Here is an 18,823-nt window from a genome sequence, read left to right as displayed (position 1 = left end):
GAGAACCATGGGAAAAATCAAGCTGGATGTGGGGACGAATTTTGATCCGGCTTTGCTGGATTTTATCGAAAAGACGGACACGCGGGGCCAAATCGTCAGCATGTTTGGCAAGCTCAAAACGGATATTGTCGGCGGCGGGCGGGCATCGGTCGCCTTAAACGAGGTCAGCCTGGACGAGGTGGCGCGCTATAACGCGCGCTGTCGGTCTATGGGCATCGATTTTAATTATCTGCTGAACACATTGACGCTGCAAAATCGCGATATCATTCCCGAAGATCATCGGCGGCTCGTCGAATTTATCGGGACCCTCAGCGATATGGGGATTCGCTGGCTGACTGTCTGCTCGCCTTATTTGCTGCAGCTGGTCAAAAGGCAGTTTCCGCACATCAAAGTGACCATTGGCATTTACGCTTTTGTCGGATCGTTGTCCAAGGCGAAAAGCTGGGTTGAGATGGGAGCCGATGAGCTGACTTTAACAGAGAACTGCACCCGCAATTTCGATCTGCTCGAGGCCATGCTTCAGACTTACCGCGATCGGAATGTAAAGATCCGGATCATTGCCAATAACGGCTGCCTGCACGATTGCCCTTACGCGCTCAATCATGCGGGAGCCGTTTCCGCTTCCAGTCTGATGGGCAGCCGTTCACAGAAAAACTATTTCGATTTCAGCTTGGTTAATTGTTACGCGCGCAAGGTGACCCATCCGGCGAATATGATTGCATCGGATTGGATTCGGCCGGAGGATCAGCATTATTATGAGGCTCTTTGCAAGCGCACGGGGAACGATCGCCTGGTGCTTAAATTGGTAGAGCGGACAAAGAGCACGGCTTTTTTATGCCGGGTGGTCAAAGCTTATATTGAAGAGAAATACGAGGGAAATCTGCTGGATATCATGAATTGGATCGGCAATGATAGCGCCAATAGTCAAAAGCAATTTGATGTCGCGGGCTATGTCCAGAGCCTGCGGGCAGGAAAGATCGATATGGATACGCTGATCCGGTATTCGGCGTTTTTTGCGCTGCCGGATATCTATATTGACAATCAAAAATTGGATGGCTTTCTCGAGCATTTCATTCGCGATTATCAATGTGATCGTAAAAGTTGCCGGTTGGAAAGCGCCCCCGCCGGAAAACCGACGAAATGCGACTGCACCTATTGCCGGGAATGGGCGAAGAAAGCAGTGAGCATCGATAACACTAAGCAGAAGGCGTATCAAAAATGGATCGAGAATGCCCGAATTCTGAAAGATAAATTCAATACCAGTGAAATCTTCAATCCGGTTAAAACCGAGGAGCGCTGATGGTTTACATTTTTGATGAAGCCGATCGATTGAGCGAACGGTGGTGCGCACGGTCTTTGTGTTTGTTGTCAAAGGCGCGAAAAGAACGGGTGAGGCGACAGCAGAACGCGCTGAAAAAGCGCGGGCTTATCGTCGGGGCGCTCTTGCTGAGACTTGCAATGCGCCGGGAATACCCGGGGGAAGATCCGGGCGTGCTCAGACGCGGAGCGTTCGGCAAACCCTATTATTCAAACGGGCCGTGTTTTAATCTCAGCCATCGGGACGCGACAGTTGTTTGCGCCGTGTCCGATCGGCCGGTGGGCGTGGATGTCGAGACGTATTTTTCTGAAACGGTATGTGATCCGGCATTTTTCTTATCGGAGCCGGAAATGCGTTATTGGCGAAAACATCGCAGCGCGGTAACGCTCACCCAGCTGTGGTCGCTCAAGGAAGCCGCCGGGAAATACCGAGGGCTCGGGCTGAATGGCGGGCTAAAGGCGACGGACATGACACCCCTTGTGGGATTTTGCGGGCGCCGGTCAGGTCTCTGGCACGAAAATACGGCCAGAAAAAACAACGTGATTACATTTTTCGGAGAAACCATGCCTGTTTTTAATCAGGTGACATTGCAAACATTAACTCAATTTTGTGAACAAGAACGGGAGGCAATGCGGTGACAGCAGCGACGGCAGAAAAAGTGACAGGGATTTGGAAAGAAGTATTGAAAAGAGAGACCATCGACCAGTCGGAATCCTTTTTCGACATGAACGGCAACTCCTTGCAGGCGGTGATCATGATGGAGATGATCAAACAGGAGTTAAACGTCGACTTAAGCATCCAGGATATTTATGCGCACGAAACCCTTGAAGCATTTTTGCATTTAATCGAGGAGCAGACGGCACCGAAAACGATCAGTGTGACGGGAAAGGCTGACACAGAGATTGTTGATGCCGGCCGCCGGCTGACGAGTGCGGTGATCCGGGACAGCTTTGAGGCGTATAATGGCAACGCGCTGCATGCGGTGAGCAAGACCTATCGGATGTTTCGTTTTCAGCGTTATCTGCTCGAGATGAGTAAGAAAAATTATTTGGGCATTTTGTCCACCCGGGTGCATGTTCGGGGGGCGACCACGGAGCAGGTAAAGGCGGCCGTTTACCGGTTCATTGCGGAACAGGAGGCGTTGCGGACCGGTGCGGCTCCAGGTCATCACATGCATGTGTACGACAGCGCGGATTGGCAGATTCCGGTGATTGATATGGCGCAGTGCCCGGAAACACGGGAAACGATCTGTGAAGGGCTGGCCGACGCGCGCAACGCCATGAATTTATTTGGGGAAGGACAGCTGCTGGCCAAGGTATTAATTATTGTCCTTTCCGGGGACGAACACCTGGTCCGTGTTTACGCACACCACAGCATCTGGGATCGGATGTCTCATCTGGTGGTGGCCGATCGCTTAGAGGCCATTTTAAAAGGGGAGGCACAAAGCGGCGACGGCATATTGGATTACAGCGAATACGTGCGGACAAGGCGGCCGACCCTGGGGGAACGGGCGCGCGTGTTGGGATTGATTGCCGTTCGCCTGACGGGGGCCTTGCTGCGATATATGCACTCCATTCGGGGAAAGCGTTTTTATTCGATGACCATCTGCAAAACCATGAGCGATAGCATGCGCAAGGGGTTTCAGCAGGATGCTCTGCAGACAACCGCCCGGCTTTACGTCCAATGTCACGCGTTCACAACCGGTTATGCGGGGCGTCTGCCCATTGCGGTGCTGACTAACGGCCGGAATCGCCGCAATGCCAACACATTGGGGCTTTGGCTCAATACGATTGTGGCAATTTATAATCCCCGATTTCAGATAATGAAAACCACGCATAATTTAGCCGATTTTTCCAGCGAGGCCAATCCGGAGCTGATTTATGAAATTATGCCGCGCTGGTCTTTCCGCTTTCTGGCGCATCACCTTCCGATTCTGAATTACGTCGGTCTGTTTCCCGAATATCAGGGAACCAATGAGGACTTGCTTCAGGTGGTGCCGATCACGAATTCGTCAACAGTCGCGGCCAGGCTGACCAAGCTCGGAGAAAATATTGAAGAGAATCGTCTGACGATTTTTACCTCCGGTGATAAAATGCACTGCACGATGAAGGTTTATGCCGACTCTGAGGAGGAGGTGCGCCGAATGGCGGCGGCCGTCTTCGGCTGGGAGGAAGCGTAATGGCAAAAACATCATTAACGCCGTGGTTTGCCCACGGCGCACCGCGGGAATCGGCAGCGGTTAATATCGTCTGTTTCCCTTTTGCCGGAGGAACGGCGAGTCAGTTCAGCGAATGGAAAGGCCTTTTCCCAGAGGCGTACGGCATTTATCCGGTGCTTTATCCGCTGCGGGAACGGCGTATGGCCGAGATGATGCCCGAGAGCGTCGAAGCTTTGGCTGCGTCTTTGGTCGAGGAAAACGCACAGGTTTTTGAGAAGCCGGCGGTTCTCTTCGGGCAATGCACCGGCGGGCTGATCGCCTATGAAGCGGCGCGCTGTTTAAAAGCACAGGGGAAAACACCGCGACTGTTCGTGGCCTCAGGGAGTACGCCGCCTGATAATCAGGCCATCGGTGCCGATGTGGCGGCAATGTCGGATGCGGATCTGCTGACCTTTCTTCTGGAATCCGGGCGCATCGATGAAGCCGCTGTTAAAATGCCGGCCTTTATGAACTATTATTTTCCGATTTTAAAAGCGGATATGCGATTGCTGGGCAAATACCGTTATCCGGCCGATTTTAAAATCGACTGTCCGCTGCTTTGCGTGCAGGCGGATGAGGATTCGCTGGCGCCTGCAGAGGATTTGGCAGAATGGCAAGCGTACATTCTCGGGCCGCGTGAAACCCTTACCGTGCACGGCGACCATTATTTTCTGGCAGAAAATGCAAGGGTCATTGCACAAAAGATGTGCGCCATGCTTGAAAGATAATGACATGATCCGGCCGGGAAGACAGAATGAGCAAAGAAAATGAAGAAAACATAAAAAAGAAAAGAGAAAAAATGCTGGTTGAATTAAAAAACATCAAAAAAGGCTACGGCACGGCGGAAAACCGCAACGAAGTTTTAAAGGCGCTGTCACTTCAGATTGAAGCAGGTGAAATCTGTGTGATCTTCGGGCCCTCTGGATCCGGAAAATCGACCTTGCTTAATATTATTGGCGCTCTGGACCGTGTGGATGGCGGGCAGGTCGTGGTTGACGGCGCCCATCTGGAGCAGATGAACGGCGATGAGCTGTCGGTGTACCGCCGCGATGCGCTGGGGTTTGTATTTCAGTTTTACAATTTGATTCCGGACCTGACCGTAGCAGAGAACATTGCGGTATGTCAAAATCTTTCGCCGCAGCCTTTAAATCTTGAATCGCTGCTGGCGACCTTGGAGCTCGAGGATCAGCGGGATCTGTTCCCGGCGCAGCTCTCCGGCGGACAGCAGCAGCGCTGCGCCATCGCCCGGGCACTGATCAAAAATCCCAGGCTGCTTCTCTGTGACGAGCCGACAGGGGCCCTGGATTACACGATTTCAAAAGAGATGCTGGGGCTTTTAACCCGCGTGCATCAGGCATATGGCACCACGATCATCATCGTCACGCACAATGTGGCCATTGGGGAAATGGCCGATCATGTGGTGGAGATCCGGGATGGAAAGATAGCCAAAGAATTGTATCATGATCATCCTCTGGCCGCCAGCGAGTTGGAATGGTAGTGAGGCAGCGGCGTGTTAAAAAAACGTATTTTTAGAAATTTCAGGCAGCATTTGCCGGCTTACCTTGCCTTGTTTGTGCTTATTGCGCTGGGCATGTATTTTATCGTTTCAATGATTGCTTCGGCGGACACGGTGGATCTGCGCATGCGGGCGAATGCCCGAAAGGTTCACGCGGAAGACGGCGAAATCACGGCCCTGATACCTGTCGGTGATCAGGCCATAAAGGCGCTGAAGGCTGCCGGGGTGAGCGTCGAGGATCAGCGGTATCTGGATTTTAAACGCGGGAAGGCGACGGTTCGCACGTTTGTCAAGCGCCGCCAGATCAACAAGATAACGGCGACGAAGGGCCGGCTGCCGCGCCGATCGGATGAGATTTTTTTAGAGCGGCATTTTAGCGAAGCGCGCGGCTGGCGCGTGGGAGATGACGTGACGTTGGCCGGTGAGACGTTCAGGCTTGTCGGCGTTGGCTGCTCGCCGGATTACGAAACTCCGCTGAAAAATTTGAGCGACGTCAGCGCCGACAGCAAAAATTTCGGCACGGCCTTTTTGACAAAGGAAGGCTATGAAAAATTATTGGCAACCCGCCGAGCGCTTTCTGCTCAAAGTTTTATTTATGCTTACCGCAGGCACGGAAAGCTTTCCGATCGGAGCGTGAAACGGCTGTTCACGGACAACGGGACGGTGGTGCTGTCCCAGACCAGGGCTGAGAACAACGCGCGAATCGGCGAGGCGGTGGAGGATCTTTCGATGAATCGCGTGTCCGGCATTGTCGGCGGGGTGATTTTGCTGACATTGATCGGTTTTGTGATTTCGATTTTCCAGGCCAATGCCGTTGACAAAGAAAGTGCGGTCATCGGCGCGCTCTTCGCCATGGGCGTTAACCGGAAAACGATGGTTTGCCATTATTTGACGCTGCCGCTGATCGTGACCGCGCTTGCAGGAATCGCCGGCACCTTGCTCGGCTTCTCCAATGCGGGCATCGGTCTGCAGTTGTCGACGACGACGGGCTATTATTCTCTGCCCCTGCTGCCGACCGTTTACTCCCGGTATTTGATTGTCTACGGAATCTTCGTGCCGCCACTGATCATCGTGGCGGTCAATGGCATTCTCTTAAATCGCAAACTGGCGCGCAGTCCCCTTGAACTGCTGCGGCACCAGCGGAAAATCGTTAAAACGTCAGGTCTGCCGCTCAAGCGATTCGATTTTAACACGCGGTTTATGATCCGTCAGCTGCTGCGGGAATATAAATGCCGTATCGCCATGATTGTCGGCGTTTTTCTCTCGGTTTTGCTTTTGATGATGGCAATGAACATACAGGTTTGTGTGCAAAATCTGGCCGTTCAGAATCGCAGGGACTGCACCTATCGCTACATGTATATTTTAAAACGGCAGCCAAAGACGCAGCCAAAAGGCAGCGAGGCGGCTTATGCCAAAATTTACAGCTGTGACGCGGCAGACGGATCGCATATCGAGGTTACGGTGCTGGGCATCGATCGGAAGAGCAGTTACTTCAAGCAAATTCACACGGTCAAAGGCCAGAAGGTGATCGCGTCTTCTTCCGTGGCGATTAAAACGCAGACAAAAGCCGGCGACACGCTGACTTTAAAGGATGAAACGACCGATGACAAGGTGCGCTATCGAATCGCTGATGTGGGCTCGTATTCCATCGGGACAACGGTGTTCATGGATAAACAGACCTTGCTGAAAAAGGAAGGGCAGAGTCCGGGTGCTTATAATGTGCTTTTTTCAAAAAAACCGCTGCATTTGGATCATGCCGTCGTGGCTTCCCGGATGAGCCGGCAGGATATCCGGGATTTTGCGGCCACCCTGCAGAAAAACATGCGGCCCTTGTCCGCGATGACGACGGTCATTGCCATGGTGATCTTCGTGGCGATCGTTTATCTGATGATGAAGTTTATTCTGGACCGGTCCGAATTTTCGATTTCACTGATGCGCATATTCGGTTATTCGCACCGGGAAATCCGCAAATTGTACATGCTGTGCGATTTGCCTATTTTCGCGACGGCATTGACGGTATCGACCTTTGCGGGAAAAGCGATTATGGATGCTTTGTGGCCCCTGTTTGTGGCGCATGTTTCGGTCGGCCTCGATTTGACCTATCAGCCGCGGCACTACCTGATGGTCATGGGGTTTGCCTGCTCGGTGTATGCGCTGGTCATGGCGGCCTTGTCCCGCTATCTGCGATGGAAGGAAACCCAGGCAGTGGCCGTTCTGAAAGAAAGGGAATGAAATGGCGCTTACCTTGTATTGTTTCCCCCACGCCGGGGGGAGTGCGAATGCTTATTATGGGCTCAAAAGATTGGAGGCGGCGCTGCCGGGATTGACGGTAAACTTGTGCGAATACCCCGGAAGAGGGCGCAAGCACCGAGAGCCCTGTATGCGCACGATGGCGGCGCTCACCGATGTGCTCACGGGGGAAATTCTTGCGGAGAATAAAGGTGAAACGCAGGCGACGGTTTTGTTTGGTCACAGCATGGGGGCCTTTGCCGCCTTGGAAGTGGCGAAGCGCCTGGAAGCATCGCCGGGCTTCGATGTGCGGGCCGTCATCGCGTCGGGGCAGACGACTCCGTTTAACAGCAACAGCCATCACAGTGAAAAAAATGATGAGCAGTTCATTGCGTATCTTAAGGCGCTGGGTGGAATACCGCCGATAATTTTGGAACACCCGGACTATTTGTCTTTTTTTCTGGCGCCGGTGCGTGCGGATATGGCGCTTTTAGATGCCTATGAACCGGCGAAAGGTGCGGACTGCCAAAAAATGCAGGCGCCGGTCCACGTGTTTTACGGTGTGTCGGATCCGGAGATCGCGTGGAACAAATTGTCGGACTGGCAGCAGGTGAGCGCGCGCCCAATCAACGTGCGGGCATTTGCCGGCGGTCACTTTTATCTTTTTGAGCATCTGCGCTCAGTAGAGAAAGCAATCGGCGAAATCTTGGCGGTCTGCGATCCGCCGTTTGGTGAAGAAAGGGAGGACTGCGTTCATGGAAACAAAACGGCTGTATTGGGCGCCGGGCGTGCACTGGGCCATCTGTGAAGATGGCAAACTGCGCATCGCTCAGTATTATTTTTCCGAGAGCTACGTCATTTTATTTCCGGAATTTTATTTTTGGACACAGTCAGGCATTGAACGGGAGCAATTGCTTCAGTCCTACCGGGAGTTTAACCCCATCAGGCTGAAGCGCTTTATCGTCAAGCTGGAGAGCCTGCGCATTCTCATTGGAGAAGTACAAACCATTGACGAGATTTTTTACGGCCAGGCGGCATTGATGCCGGAGGATCCAGACGGCGCGCAGACGCATTTTCAGAATGCAGACTATGTGGCCGCTTACCGGCGCAAGCAATTGGACCGGGAGTGGATCGGGGCGGATAATGCCGAGGCCGTGGATTTTTCATCGGCGATATTGCCGCGGGTTTACCGCGAGCGGGAAAGCTGCCGGCAATTTGACACACAGTCATTCGTTTCCCGGGCGCATTTTGACCAATGCATGGCCGTGATGCGCCAGATGCCGGCAAGGACATCGCCGTTTCGGCACTGTGCCTATCCCAGTGCCGGCGGTTTGTACCCGTTGGACATTTACTGTCTGGTCAAGGACAATCGCGTGGAGCAGGTGCTGGGCGGCCTTTACGGGGTGGATGCCAAACACGGGCGGCTGCTGCGGCAGGCGCCGCCTTCAAGGTTCACGGTGAATGCGCATTTCTTTTTGAACAAACCGATTTTTGAATCGTCTGCTTTTACGCTGTTCATGGTGTATAATTCGGCGATTGCGACGCCCAAATATGGAGATCGTGCCTATTTTTATGGAATTTTAGATGCGGGGATTCTCGCGGGCACCCTCACACAAATGGCGGCGGCCCTGGGATTGGGCAGTTGCTGTATCGGCGAGATGAAGGCTTCGGCGGCAGAAACCTATTTGGCGCTTCGTCCGGAACAAAAGTATTTGTTTTGCATGGAGTTTGGCGTTCCGTGCCAAACTTAAAATGATCCGGCCACCGGCCGGTTTTTTATTGTTGTGAAGAAAACCACGTATTAGATGCGCGACTGGTTTTTGCTTGCGCTTTTTTAGGAAACGCAATCACATAGTGGCGGCTTTAAAAAAATGAGCAAAGGGTTTGTTTCGATAAATATGCTAAAATAACAGGCATCATTTTAAAGGATCAGGGGGAATACATGCGAAGGCGATATTTTTTCAGAATAGCCAGTCTTATTTGGATGGCGGTAATTTTCAGCTTTAGTGCTCAGGACGGCAGTCATTCAGGTGCGCTGAGTTCGTCGATAGCGCACTGGCTTATCGCGGGATTGCCGGGCGGAAAAGAGTTGTCAGCGCAGACGATAGTGCTCATTATCCGCAAGGGCGCGCACATGACGGAGTACGCGATTTTGGCCATTCTGCTCTTTAACAGTTTTGGCTTCCAAACGTTGTTGAAGCGCCGGCTTTGGCGTTCGGCAGTCATAGCAGTGGTTTATGCCATGACAGATGAAGCTCACCAGTTGCTGGTTGCCGGCCGCGCCGGACAGCTCAAGGATGTTCTTATCGACAGTGCCGGTGTGATTGCGGGACTTGCTTTATGTTGGTGGGTAAGCAGATGGCGTGCGCGGCGAGCAAGCCGAACGCGCGACAAATGGCATTCGGGAACAAATTCGACCGGCCGGGACTTTTTCTTGAAGGATTGAGAGATTGTGGTATAATAGGAGCAACTTTTTAAACAGGAGGCGCCAGAATGACCATTTCCTTTACCCATTTGCACGTTCACTCGGAATATAGTTTATTGGACGGTTTTGGCCGAATTTCGGATTACGTCCAAACGGCGAAAGAAATGGGCATGAATGCGTTGGCACTGACGGATCACGGGGTGCTGTTCGGCGGGATTGAGTTTTATAAAGCCTGTGTGGCCCGGGGAATCAATCCGATTATCGGCTGTGAAGTTTATGTGGCGCCGCGAACATTGTTGGATAAAGAAGCGGGGAAGGACAGCCGGCCGTATCATCTGATTTTACTGGCAGAAAATAACGAAGGCTACCGCAATCTGTCTAAAATTGTCTCCAAGGGCTTTATCGATGGTTTTTATTATAAGCCGCGCATCGACCACGATACACTGCGGCGTTATCGCGAAGGGATTATCTGTCTGTCAGCCTGTATCGCCGGCGAAATTCCCCGGGCGGTTTTGGAGGAACAGCCAGCCAGGGCTGAAGCGCTCTGCGAAACTTATATTGATATTTTCGGCAAGGATCACTTTTTTTTAGAGATTCAGGATCACCGCCTGTCGAAGGAGGCTAAGGTTCGGGAATTTCTCTTTCATCTGGCCGATAAATACGGTATCGGGCTTGCAGCGACCAATGATTGCCACTACGTGCGTCAGGATGATTATGAAGCGCACGATGTTTTGCTGTGCATTGGAACCGGATCGACGGTGGATGAGACCGATCGGATGCGTTATGCCAACGATCAGTTTTATCTGAAGTCACCGGAGGAAATGGCGGCCATGTTCCCGGATCATCCTGAAGCTTTGGCCAACACTCAGAAAATCGCCGATCGCTGCCATGTCACCTTCGATTTGGAAAGCGCTCATCTGCCGAAGTTTGAACTGCCGGAAGGCTATACCGAGGCGGGTGATTATGTGCGTCACCTTTGTGAAGCCGGTCTTGCCAAACGCTACGATACGATTACGCCGGAAATTCGCGAGCGCATGGATTATGAATTAAAAACCATTCATACGATGGGGTTCGACGATTATTTTTTGGTGGTCTGGGATTTTATCCATTATGCGAAAACCCACAATATTCCTGTGGGACCGGGCCGCGGCAGCGCCGCCGGCTCTTTGGCGGCCTATGCCCTTGATATCACCACCTTGGACCCGCTGCAGTATAATTTGCTCTTCGAGCGCTTTCTGAATCCGGAACGCGTGACCATGCCGGATATCGACTGCGATTTTTGTTATGAACGGCGCCAGGAAGTAATTGACTATGTTATTCGCAAATATGGAAAGGACCGGGTGGCGCAGATCATCACCTTTGGGACCATGGCGGCCCGCGGCGCCGTTCGGGACGTGGGTCGCGTGCTGGGCATTCCCTATGCACAGGTGGATAAAGTCGCTAAAGAAATCCCGATGCGTCCCGGCCAGAGCGTGAGCATTCACGAAGCCATTGAAGAAAATCCCGATCTCAAGCAGATGGCGGACAGTGATGCCGAGGTCAGGCGGCTGCTTGCCATGTCGGAAAAGATGGAGGGGCTTGCCCGACACGCATCCACCCATGCGGCCGGCGTTGTCATTTCCGATGCGCCGTTGACGGAATACGTTCCCCTTTATCGCAACGGGGATGCCATTACGACTCAGTACACCATGAACCTTTTGGAAGATCTGGGCTTGATCAAGATGGACTTTCTGGGCTTGCGCACGTTGACCGTCATTGCTGATGCGGTGGCCAATATTCAGGAATCCCGGGGGATTGCGGTGGATATTGATCACATTGATATGCACGATGCCGGTGTTTACGAGATGATTGCTTCCGGTGATTGCCTGGGCGTTTTCCAATTGGAAAGTCGGGGGATGATTGCCTTTATGCGCGAGCTTCAGCCTCAGACCTTTGAAGACATCATCGCCGGCATCTCGCTTTATCGGCCGGGGCCGATGGATCAGATTCCGCGCTACATTGCCAATAAAAAAGATCCGGAACACATCGCTTATACCCATGAGGCGCTGCGCCCTATTCTGAACGTGACCTACGGCTGCATGGTGTATCAGGAGCAGGTCATGCAAATCTTCCGGGATCTGGCTGGCTTTTCGATGGGGCGAAGCGATTTGGTGCGCCGGGCCATGAGCAAAAAGAAAAGCGAGGTGATGGACGCCGAAGGGGAAGTCTTTATTCACGGCGAACGAGACACCGATGGCCAGGTAGTGGTGCCCGGTGCGGTGGCCAAAGGCATTCCGGAAGCAGCGGCGCGCAGAATCTATGAAGAAATGAAGGATTTTGCCAAATATGCCTTTAATAAATCCCACGCTGCGGCCTATGCGGTCATTGCCTACCAGACAGCCTGGCTCAAGCGGCATTATCCGGCAGAATTCATGGCGGCGCTCATGTCCTCCGTGATGGATAATGAAAAGAAAATTTCGCAATATATCGATAACTGCAAGCGGCGCGGCATTCGGGTGCTGTTGCCGGATGTAAACATCAGCCGCCGAAAATTTTCGGTGGAGATCAATGCCGATGGCCGCGAGAACGTCCGCATGGGACTGGGAGCGATTAAAGGTTTGGGTGACAAACCTATTGCAGCCATTGTCAATGCGCGGCAGACCGAAGGCGCATTCACCGGCTTCCGGGATTTTTGCGAGAAGGTAGACAGCCACGCCGTGAACAAGAAGGCGGCTGCGAATTTGATTTTGGCCGGCGCCTTTGATTTTTTGGGAATCGACCGAGCGCGGATGGTACTGGGCAGTGACTTGATTGTGCAGCAGGTCGCCGAGGAAAAGCAGGACCGGCTGTCGGGGCAGATGTCGTTGCTCGATATGGGAGAACTGAATGCTTATAAAGGAGATACCTTTCCGGAGGCGCCGCCATTTAGCAAGGCCGAAAAACTTGCGCGCGAGAAGGAGGTGCTCGGCCTTTATGTTTCGGGACATCCTCTTGAGCATTATGTGGGGATTTTGTCGTCGGAGACTAATCTCAATTCGGGCATGATGGACAGTTACGAAGATTTGTTGGCTTCAGGCATTCCTGACGGCGGGCGGGTTACCGTCGGTGGCTTGGTGGATCAGCTTAAGGTCCAGCTGACCAAGACCAATGCGCAGATGGCCTTTCTGACGTTGGAAGATTTGTATGGCCGCATGGAAGTGGTCGTCTTTCCGAGAACTTACGATCGTTCGCGAACTTTGTTAAAATCGGACAAACCGCTTTTAATACGCGGGCGCATCAACTATAATGAAGAAATGAATATTTCGATCATTGCCGATCAGATTCTGCCCATCGATCAGGTGCGCAATGGGGGCAGACCGTCGCCGTCGGTCAATAACACCGGTGCCGACGCATCAAAGCGTGTCCGGTCGCTGGTGCTCGCATTCAATGATTTTTCCCAGAAGCGTCTTCTTGAGCAGATTAAACCGATTCTGCGGCGGTTTCCGGGAGAAATTCCGGTCGTGTTGTATTTTGCGCATGAGCAAAAAAAATTTAAAGCCGACAAGCGGTTGTGGATCCGGTTCGATCAGGCATTAATCAATCAATTGAAAGGAATCCTCGGCGAGGATAGGGTAAAGCTACGATGAAACGCATAGGAATTTTAACCAGTGGCGGAGATGCACCGGGTATGAATGCGGCCATTCGCGCAGTGGTTCGCACCGCGGTATTTAACGGTCTCGAGGTGTATGGCATTAACCGTGGTTACGCCGGGCTTTTGGAGCAGGATATTTATCCGATGAACAGTCACTCGGTGGCGAACATCATTGATCGCGGGGGCACGCTTTTAAAAACATCCCGGTCGGATTTTTTCCCGACTTCCGCCGGGCAAAAACGGGCTGCCGAAGTGTTGAAAGAATACGAAATCGAAGTTTTGGTGGTGATCGGCGGCGACGGCAGTCTGAATGGGGCCATGTGTTTAAAACGTTTGGGCATTGAAGTCGTTGGTATTCCGGGCACCATTGACAACGACTTTGGCGCTTCGGACTATACCATTGGTTTTGATACGGCGGTATCCACGGCCATTGAAGCCATCGGCAAAATCCGAGACACGACGTTTTCCCACAATCGCATCAATGTGGTGCAGGTGATGGGGCGCCGCTGCGGGGACATTGCCATGTATGCCGGCTTGGCATGCGGGGCCAAGGCGATGATCATCCCGGAAAAGGATGTGCCGCTCGAAGTGATTTGTCAGCGATTGATCGAAGGTCGAGACCGTGGCAAAATGCACAGCATCATCATGCTGGCAGAAGGCTGCGGCGGTTATCGCGATTATTGTAAAAAAGTTCAGGAGCTGACTGGGGTTGAAACCAAAGGGACAAACCTCGGCTATATTCAACGCGGCGGAGCACCGAGCCATTTTGATCGGAACCTGGCCAGTAATATGGGGTATCAGGCGGTGAATGCCATTCTGGAAGGCAATACGGGAACGGTCATTGTCAACCGCAACGGTAAATATCTGGCGATTGAACTGGAAGAAGCGCTGGCGACACCTAAGATTTTTGATGAAGCCATGTATCAGATGACACAGATTTTATCAATGTAAAATCAGCCGGATCGGGAATGTCAATACAGTGAATGATTGAGCCTTTGGGCAAAAAAACAGAAGCCCGATCTTGCAGAGGAACTGATTTTAAAGGCAGGAGGAAGAAAAAATGCCAAATCCGGCAGTGCTGAAGAAAACAAAAATGATATGTACAATGGGGCCGGCGACGGATCGCGACGGCGTAGTGGAAGCGTTAATCGCCAACGGAATGAACGTGGCCAGACTGAATTTTTCCCACGGGGATCGCGAAGAACACGCCAGACGCATTGCCCGCATCAAAAAAGCCAGAAAAGATGCCGGTATTGCGGTGGCGATCATGCTGGATACCAAGGGTCCGGAAATCCGGACCGGCGTTTTAAAAGACAATAAAGTGACCCTGACCGAAGGAGAAATGGTCACCATTACGACAGACGATATCGAAGGTGATGCCAGCCGAATCTCGGTAAGCTACAAAGGCTTGCCCGGAGACTTATCAGTTGGCAATACCATTTTGATTGATGACGGCCTGATCGAAATGACGGTGACTGAAATTAAAGGGGAAGACATCATCTGTCGTATTGATAATGGCGGTGAACTGGGCAGCCGTAAAAGCATGAATATTCCCGGCGTGGCCATCAATTTGCCGGGCCTGACGGAGAAAGATGAAGCGGATTTGAAATTTGGGGTAGCCCAGGGAATCGACTTCGTCGCGGCTTCTTTTATTCGCAAACCCCAGGATGTCATCGCCATTCGCAAGGTACTTGATCGAGCCGGCGGGGAATACGTGCAGATCATCTCGAAGATTGAAAGCCAGGAAGGCGTCGATAACATCCAGCGGATTATCACTGTTTCGGACGGGGTTATGGTGGCCCGTGGGGACTTGGGCGTCGAAATTCCGGCGGAAGATGTGCCGTTGGTACAAAAAAACATCATCCAGCGCTGCAATATCGTCGGGAGGCCGGTGATCACGGCGACGCAAATGCTCGATTCGATGATCCGCAATCCCAGACCAACCCGCGCGGAAGTCGGCGATGTGGCCAATGCCGTTTTTGACGGCACGGATGCGGTGATGCTTTCAGGTGAAACGGCAGCCGGCGATTATCCCGTTGAAGCGTGCCAAACCATGGCGCGAATCGTGCGCAAAACGGAAAATTCTAAAACCTACCAGGTGCGCCATCATGTGACGAATGGTGAAAGGACAGTGACGAATGCCGTGTGTTCGGCAGTGGTCAACATGGTGGACAATCTGGATATCCGAGCGATTATTGCCGCGACATCCGGCGGTTATACGCCGCGGATGCTCTCGAAGTATCGGCCGGATTGTTTGATTGCGGCGGTCTCGGATAATATGAAAACCGTGCGGCGCTGCTGTCTGCAGTGGGGCGTTTACTGCATCTATATTCCAAAGATTACCGAAATTGAAGATCTTGTCAGCGATGTTAACCGCATCCTCGAAGTGATGGGTATTGTCAAAGTCGGCGATTTGGTTATCGCGTCGGCCGGGCTGCCCTTTGGAATTCAAGGCAATACAAACACGATCCGTGTGCGGACAGTCGGCAATGCCATTCTTTCCGGGATGGGTGTCGGCGATAGGATGGTCACGGGTTTTGCGCGTTTTGTTACTCCGGATACGCTGGACGATTTCAACGAAGGCGATATTGTGGTGACGCGGGTGATCACGCCGGGTATTTACGGCGCGATTGAAAAGGCGGCGGCCGTGATCACATCGGAGACAGGTTTTAACACCGAGGCAGATCACGTGGCGAAAGACTATGGCATTCCGGTGATTAAAGGCGTTCAAAAGGCGACCTCCGTGATCGAGGAAGGCAAACTGATCACGGTGGATCCGCTCAATGGGATGATTTATCAGGGTGCGGTTCGCAATAAACGCATTTGAGCGTGCTTTCAAGCTTGGAATAACCTTTAAATTTTAAATGAAAAACTTGCATATCATGTAAAAAAAGGGTAAACTGGAGTCCAATTACGGGGCCGGTTTGCCCTTTTTTAAAGCAAATTTGGAGGATGGTACCTTTTGTGGGCCATCGATGATGAAAAAACGGTGGTGATTTAACGCATCGGAAGGGAATCCGGCGATGCCACCATCATTCAATAGAATCAGCATGGAGGTAAAATGGTGGCAGAATCGAAACAGCCCGCGACACAGCAACCCGAAGAAACAAAGCGAATGCCCGAACAAAATGCGGCTGAGGCGAAGACGCCGCAGGAAACAGCAACATCGGACAAGGCATCAAAGCCCAAGTTTTTGGGAAAGTTATTATTGGGTTTGAAATTTCATTTTGGCCGAACCGATCGCGGCGGACAAAAAGAACGCGTGCGGCCAAAAGTTCGCCTTGGCTTGAAAGGTGCGGGGAATTCTAAGCCCAAACAAGGATTGCTTAAGCCGATGAGGCGAACCTTCGAGATTCCGATTGAAACCAGCGGAATTCGCTTGATCGCAGCATTAATTTTAATGATTGGCTTGGGCGCGGCGATGTCGGTGTTTGGTCATTTCGAGCAGACTCAAATCCGCATGCGCTATTGGGGGATCGTCGTCGTTTCGATTGGGCTGACCGCGCTGTTTACAGCCTTTAAGCTCAACTTTGAAGATCGCGCGGCCAAAACATGGCGGATCATTGTGATGCTGCTCGTTCTCTTAATGACCCAGGGCATGGTTCAATTGGCCTGTGGGATGCCGGAATTCACAGGCAGCCGCATGGATCCGATGGGCTTTGGCAATCTTTTTTTGGCATTCTTCATTATCCTGATGATTTTCTTTATTTTTTATGCCATTACCGGACGGCTGCGCATCAGTGTAAAAGCCGGGGCCATCATTCTTTTGATTCTGGGGATTACCAACCATTTTCTGCTGCTGTTTCGTGGGGATCCATTTTATTTTGGCGATTTAATTTCCGCAGGGACCGGTTTAGAGGTTCTCAAGGGTTATACTTTGGGTATCAGCGGCGATATCATTGCGGGGATTTATTTGTTTATCACCGTGTTTGTCATGAGTTATCATCTGCCGAAAAAGTTGACGCCGGTCAAACGCAAAAATTTGGTGATGCGTCTTTCCGCCGTAGGATTGGCGGCTGTGTTTGCGTTGCTGTTTGCCCATGTGCCGGTGGAAGATATTTATGATTCCTGGGCGCCGAAAAACAACCAATACGTTACGGCCTTTGCTGTTAACGCGAAGCTTCTGCATGTCACCAAGCCGGATGGTTATTCGGTGGCGTCCGTCAAGAAAATTGTTAATTCCGGGGCGAAAAAGGCGGAAAACGAAGTGGGTGCCAATACCCAGGCCGGCAAAAATGCTGTGACCACGGCAACGGGGAGCAGCACGAAAAAACCCACGATCATCGCGGTGATGAACGAGAGCTTTTCGGATTTATCCGTCCTTGGGAATATGCAGACCGACAAGAGCTATATTTCTTTCTTTAACAGTTTGAAAGAAAACACCGTGCGCGGAAAGCTCTATGTGGACGTTTACGGCGCTGGGACCTGTAATACGGAATTCTCCTTCTTAACGGGGAACTCCACGGCGTTTGTGCCTCAGAACAGCCGCCCGTATCAGATGTATGTGACCAACACGACGCCCAGTCTGGCTAAAAATCTGAAGGCTCAGGGATATGAAACCTATGCCATGCATCCGGGGCAGTCGACTGCGTGGAAGCGCAACAAGGTCTATCCATATCTTGGCTTTGATCACACCTATTTCTACGAAGATTCTTTTCGAAATGCCGAATTGACCCGCAATTACACCAGTGACCGCGCGACATATCAAAAGATTATTAACCTCTATAAAAACCGCGGCAGCAAACCGCAGTTTATTTTCGACGTGACCATTGCCAATCACGGCGGCTATTCGGTGGGAACCGCTGGGATGGATCAGGTGCACATCACCAGCATGCCCCACAGGACATCGGGGGCAACCGACTATACTTACGAAGAAGAATTTTTGACCCTGATGCGCGAATCCGACAAGGCGTTAAAGGAGATGATCACTTACTTCAAATCGCAGAAGGAACCGGTGGCCGTCGTTTTCTTCGGCGACCATCAGCCGCGGCTGAACGATAATTTTTACACCGACATGAAGGGCAAGTCCCGGGATAATTGGACCAATGAAGAGACCCAGCAGCAATATGTGACTCCTTATGTGATCTGGACCAATTATGACATTCAGGAAAAGAGCAACAACGATCTCTCGGTGAATTACCTGCAGAGCACCCTGCTCCAGACGCTTGGACTCAAAACGACCGCTTACGACAAATATCAGCAGTCCTTGAAGGATACCTTGCCGGTTCTCAGCATCAAGGGGGTTAAAACATCGGATGGCGATTACCTGACGCTTGAAGACGGCAAAAAGTATAATGCCAGTGTTCAGAATTACCAGAAGGTGCTTTACAACAACATGTTCGACCGGAAAAATCGCGTTCGTCGCTTATTCCTCCACAAAAATGCGGTGGATGGCAAGAGCGACGACGAACTGCGCGGATACCTCAAGAAATACGACGAGCAATATCGCACCAAAGATCAGCCGATCACCAATGTGGTGAAATAAAACGATGATATGTTAGAAAAAGAATTTGAAAAGCCACTGCTGT

13 protein-coding genes are annotated in these 18,823 nt (G+C 51.8%); all 13 read left to right on the top strand.

What is annotated here, in order from left to right; all coding sequences use genetic code 11:
- The first annotated feature begins 7 nt into the window (after positions 1–7).
- The 13 genes from HMPREF0721_RS04070 to HMPREF0721_RS04010 all read left to right on the top strand — a co-directional run bounded on the left by HMPREF0721_RS04070 (position 8) and on the right by HMPREF0721_RS04010 (position 18,780).
- The gene (locus HMPREF0721_RS04070; RefSeq protein ID WP_006598299.1) at positions 8–1,300 is read left to right on the top strand and encodes a hypothetical protein; all 1,293 of its coding nucleotides are present in this window, start codon (positions 8–10) and stop codon (positions 1,298–1,300) included.
- Positions 1,300–1,956 (top strand): 4'-phosphopantetheinyl transferase family protein, encoded by a 657-nt coding sequence (locus HMPREF0721_RS04065; RefSeq protein ID WP_006598298.1) that lies wholly within the window; start codon positions 1,300–1,302, stop codon positions 1,954–1,956. Before HMPREF0721_RS04070 ends, HMPREF0721_RS04065 begins: the two co-directional genes overlap by 1 nt.
- Positions 1,953–3,497: a phosphopantetheine-binding protein gene (locus tag HMPREF0721_RS04060; RefSeq protein ID WP_006598297.1), complete on the top strand. Its 1,545-nt coding sequence runs from the start codon at positions 1,953–1,955 to the stop codon at positions 3,495–3,497. Before HMPREF0721_RS04065 ends, HMPREF0721_RS04060 begins: the two co-directional genes overlap by 4 nt.
- Positions 3,497–4,243: a thioesterase II family protein gene (locus HMPREF0721_RS04055; protein ID WP_006598296.1), complete on the top strand. Its 747-nt coding sequence runs from the start codon at positions 3,497–3,499 to the stop codon at positions 4,241–4,243. Before HMPREF0721_RS04060 ends, HMPREF0721_RS04055 begins: the two co-directional genes overlap by 1 nt.
- A gap of 71 nt (positions 4,244–4,314) precedes the next feature.
- Positions 4,315–5,013, top strand: coding sequence for an ABC transporter ATP-binding protein (locus HMPREF0721_RS04050; RefSeq protein WP_040640255.1), 699 nt, complete (start codon positions 4,315–4,317; stop codon positions 5,011–5,013).
- A gap of 12 nt (positions 5,014–5,025) precedes the next feature.
- A complete protein-coding gene (locus tag HMPREF0721_RS04045) occupies positions 5,026–7,263 on the top strand; it encodes an FtsX-like permease family protein (protein WP_006598294.1) in 2,238 nt (745 codons plus the stop codon).
- A gap of 1 nt (position 7,264) precedes the next feature.
- Positions 7,265–8,068 (top strand): thioesterase II family protein, encoded by an 804-nt coding sequence (locus HMPREF0721_RS04040; RefSeq protein ID WP_006598293.1) that lies wholly within the window; start codon positions 7,265–7,267, stop codon positions 8,066–8,068.
- The gene (locus tag HMPREF0721_RS04035; protein WP_040639896.1) at positions 8,016–9,011 is read left to right on the top strand and encodes a SagB/ThcOx family dehydrogenase; all 996 of its coding nucleotides are present in this window, start codon (positions 8,016–8,018) and stop codon (positions 9,009–9,011) included. Before HMPREF0721_RS04040 ends, HMPREF0721_RS04035 begins: the two co-directional genes overlap by 53 nt.
- Positions 9,012–9,202: 191 nt before the next feature.
- Positions 9,203–9,706 carry a VanZ family protein gene (locus HMPREF0721_RS04030; protein WP_050786958.1) on the top strand — a complete coding sequence of 168 codons (504 nt, stop codon included), beginning with the start codon at positions 9,203–9,205 and terminating at the stop codon, positions 9,704–9,706.
- Positions 9,707–9,753: 47 nt separating this feature from the next.
- Positions 9,754–13,290: a DNA polymerase III subunit alpha gene (locus HMPREF0721_RS04025; RefSeq protein WP_006598290.1), complete on the top strand. Its 3,537-nt coding sequence runs from the start codon at positions 9,754–9,756 to the stop codon at positions 13,288–13,290.
- On the top strand, positions 13,287–14,246 hold the full coding sequence (gene pfkA, locus HMPREF0721_RS04020; RefSeq protein WP_006598289.1) for a 6-phosphofructokinase: 960 nt from the start codon (positions 13,287–13,289) through the stop codon (positions 14,244–14,246). The genes HMPREF0721_RS04025 and pfkA overlap by 4 nt, the downstream gene beginning before the upstream one ends.
- A 109-nt stretch (positions 14,247–14,355) precedes the next feature.
- A complete protein-coding gene (gene pyk, locus HMPREF0721_RS04015) occupies positions 14,356–16,122 on the top strand; it encodes a pyruvate kinase (protein WP_006598288.1) in 1,767 nt (588 codons plus the stop codon).
- A gap of 234 nt (positions 16,123–16,356) precedes the next feature.
- Positions 16,357–18,780 carry an LTA synthase family protein gene (locus tag HMPREF0721_RS04010; protein ID WP_006598286.1) on the top strand — a complete coding sequence of 808 codons (2,424 nt, stop codon included), beginning with the start codon at positions 16,357–16,359 and terminating at the stop codon, positions 18,778–18,780.
- Positions 18,781–18,823 lie beyond the last annotated feature (43 nt).

Source organism: Pseudoramibacter alactolyticus ATCC 23263 (genome assembly GCF_000185505.1).
GTDB classification, from domain to species: Bacteria; Bacillota; Clostridia; order Eubacteriales; family Eubacteriaceae; genus Pseudoramibacter; species Pseudoramibacter alactolyticus.
Note: the sequence above shows the minus strand (reverse complement) of the source record. Positions and strands in the feature narration are given on the sequence as shown.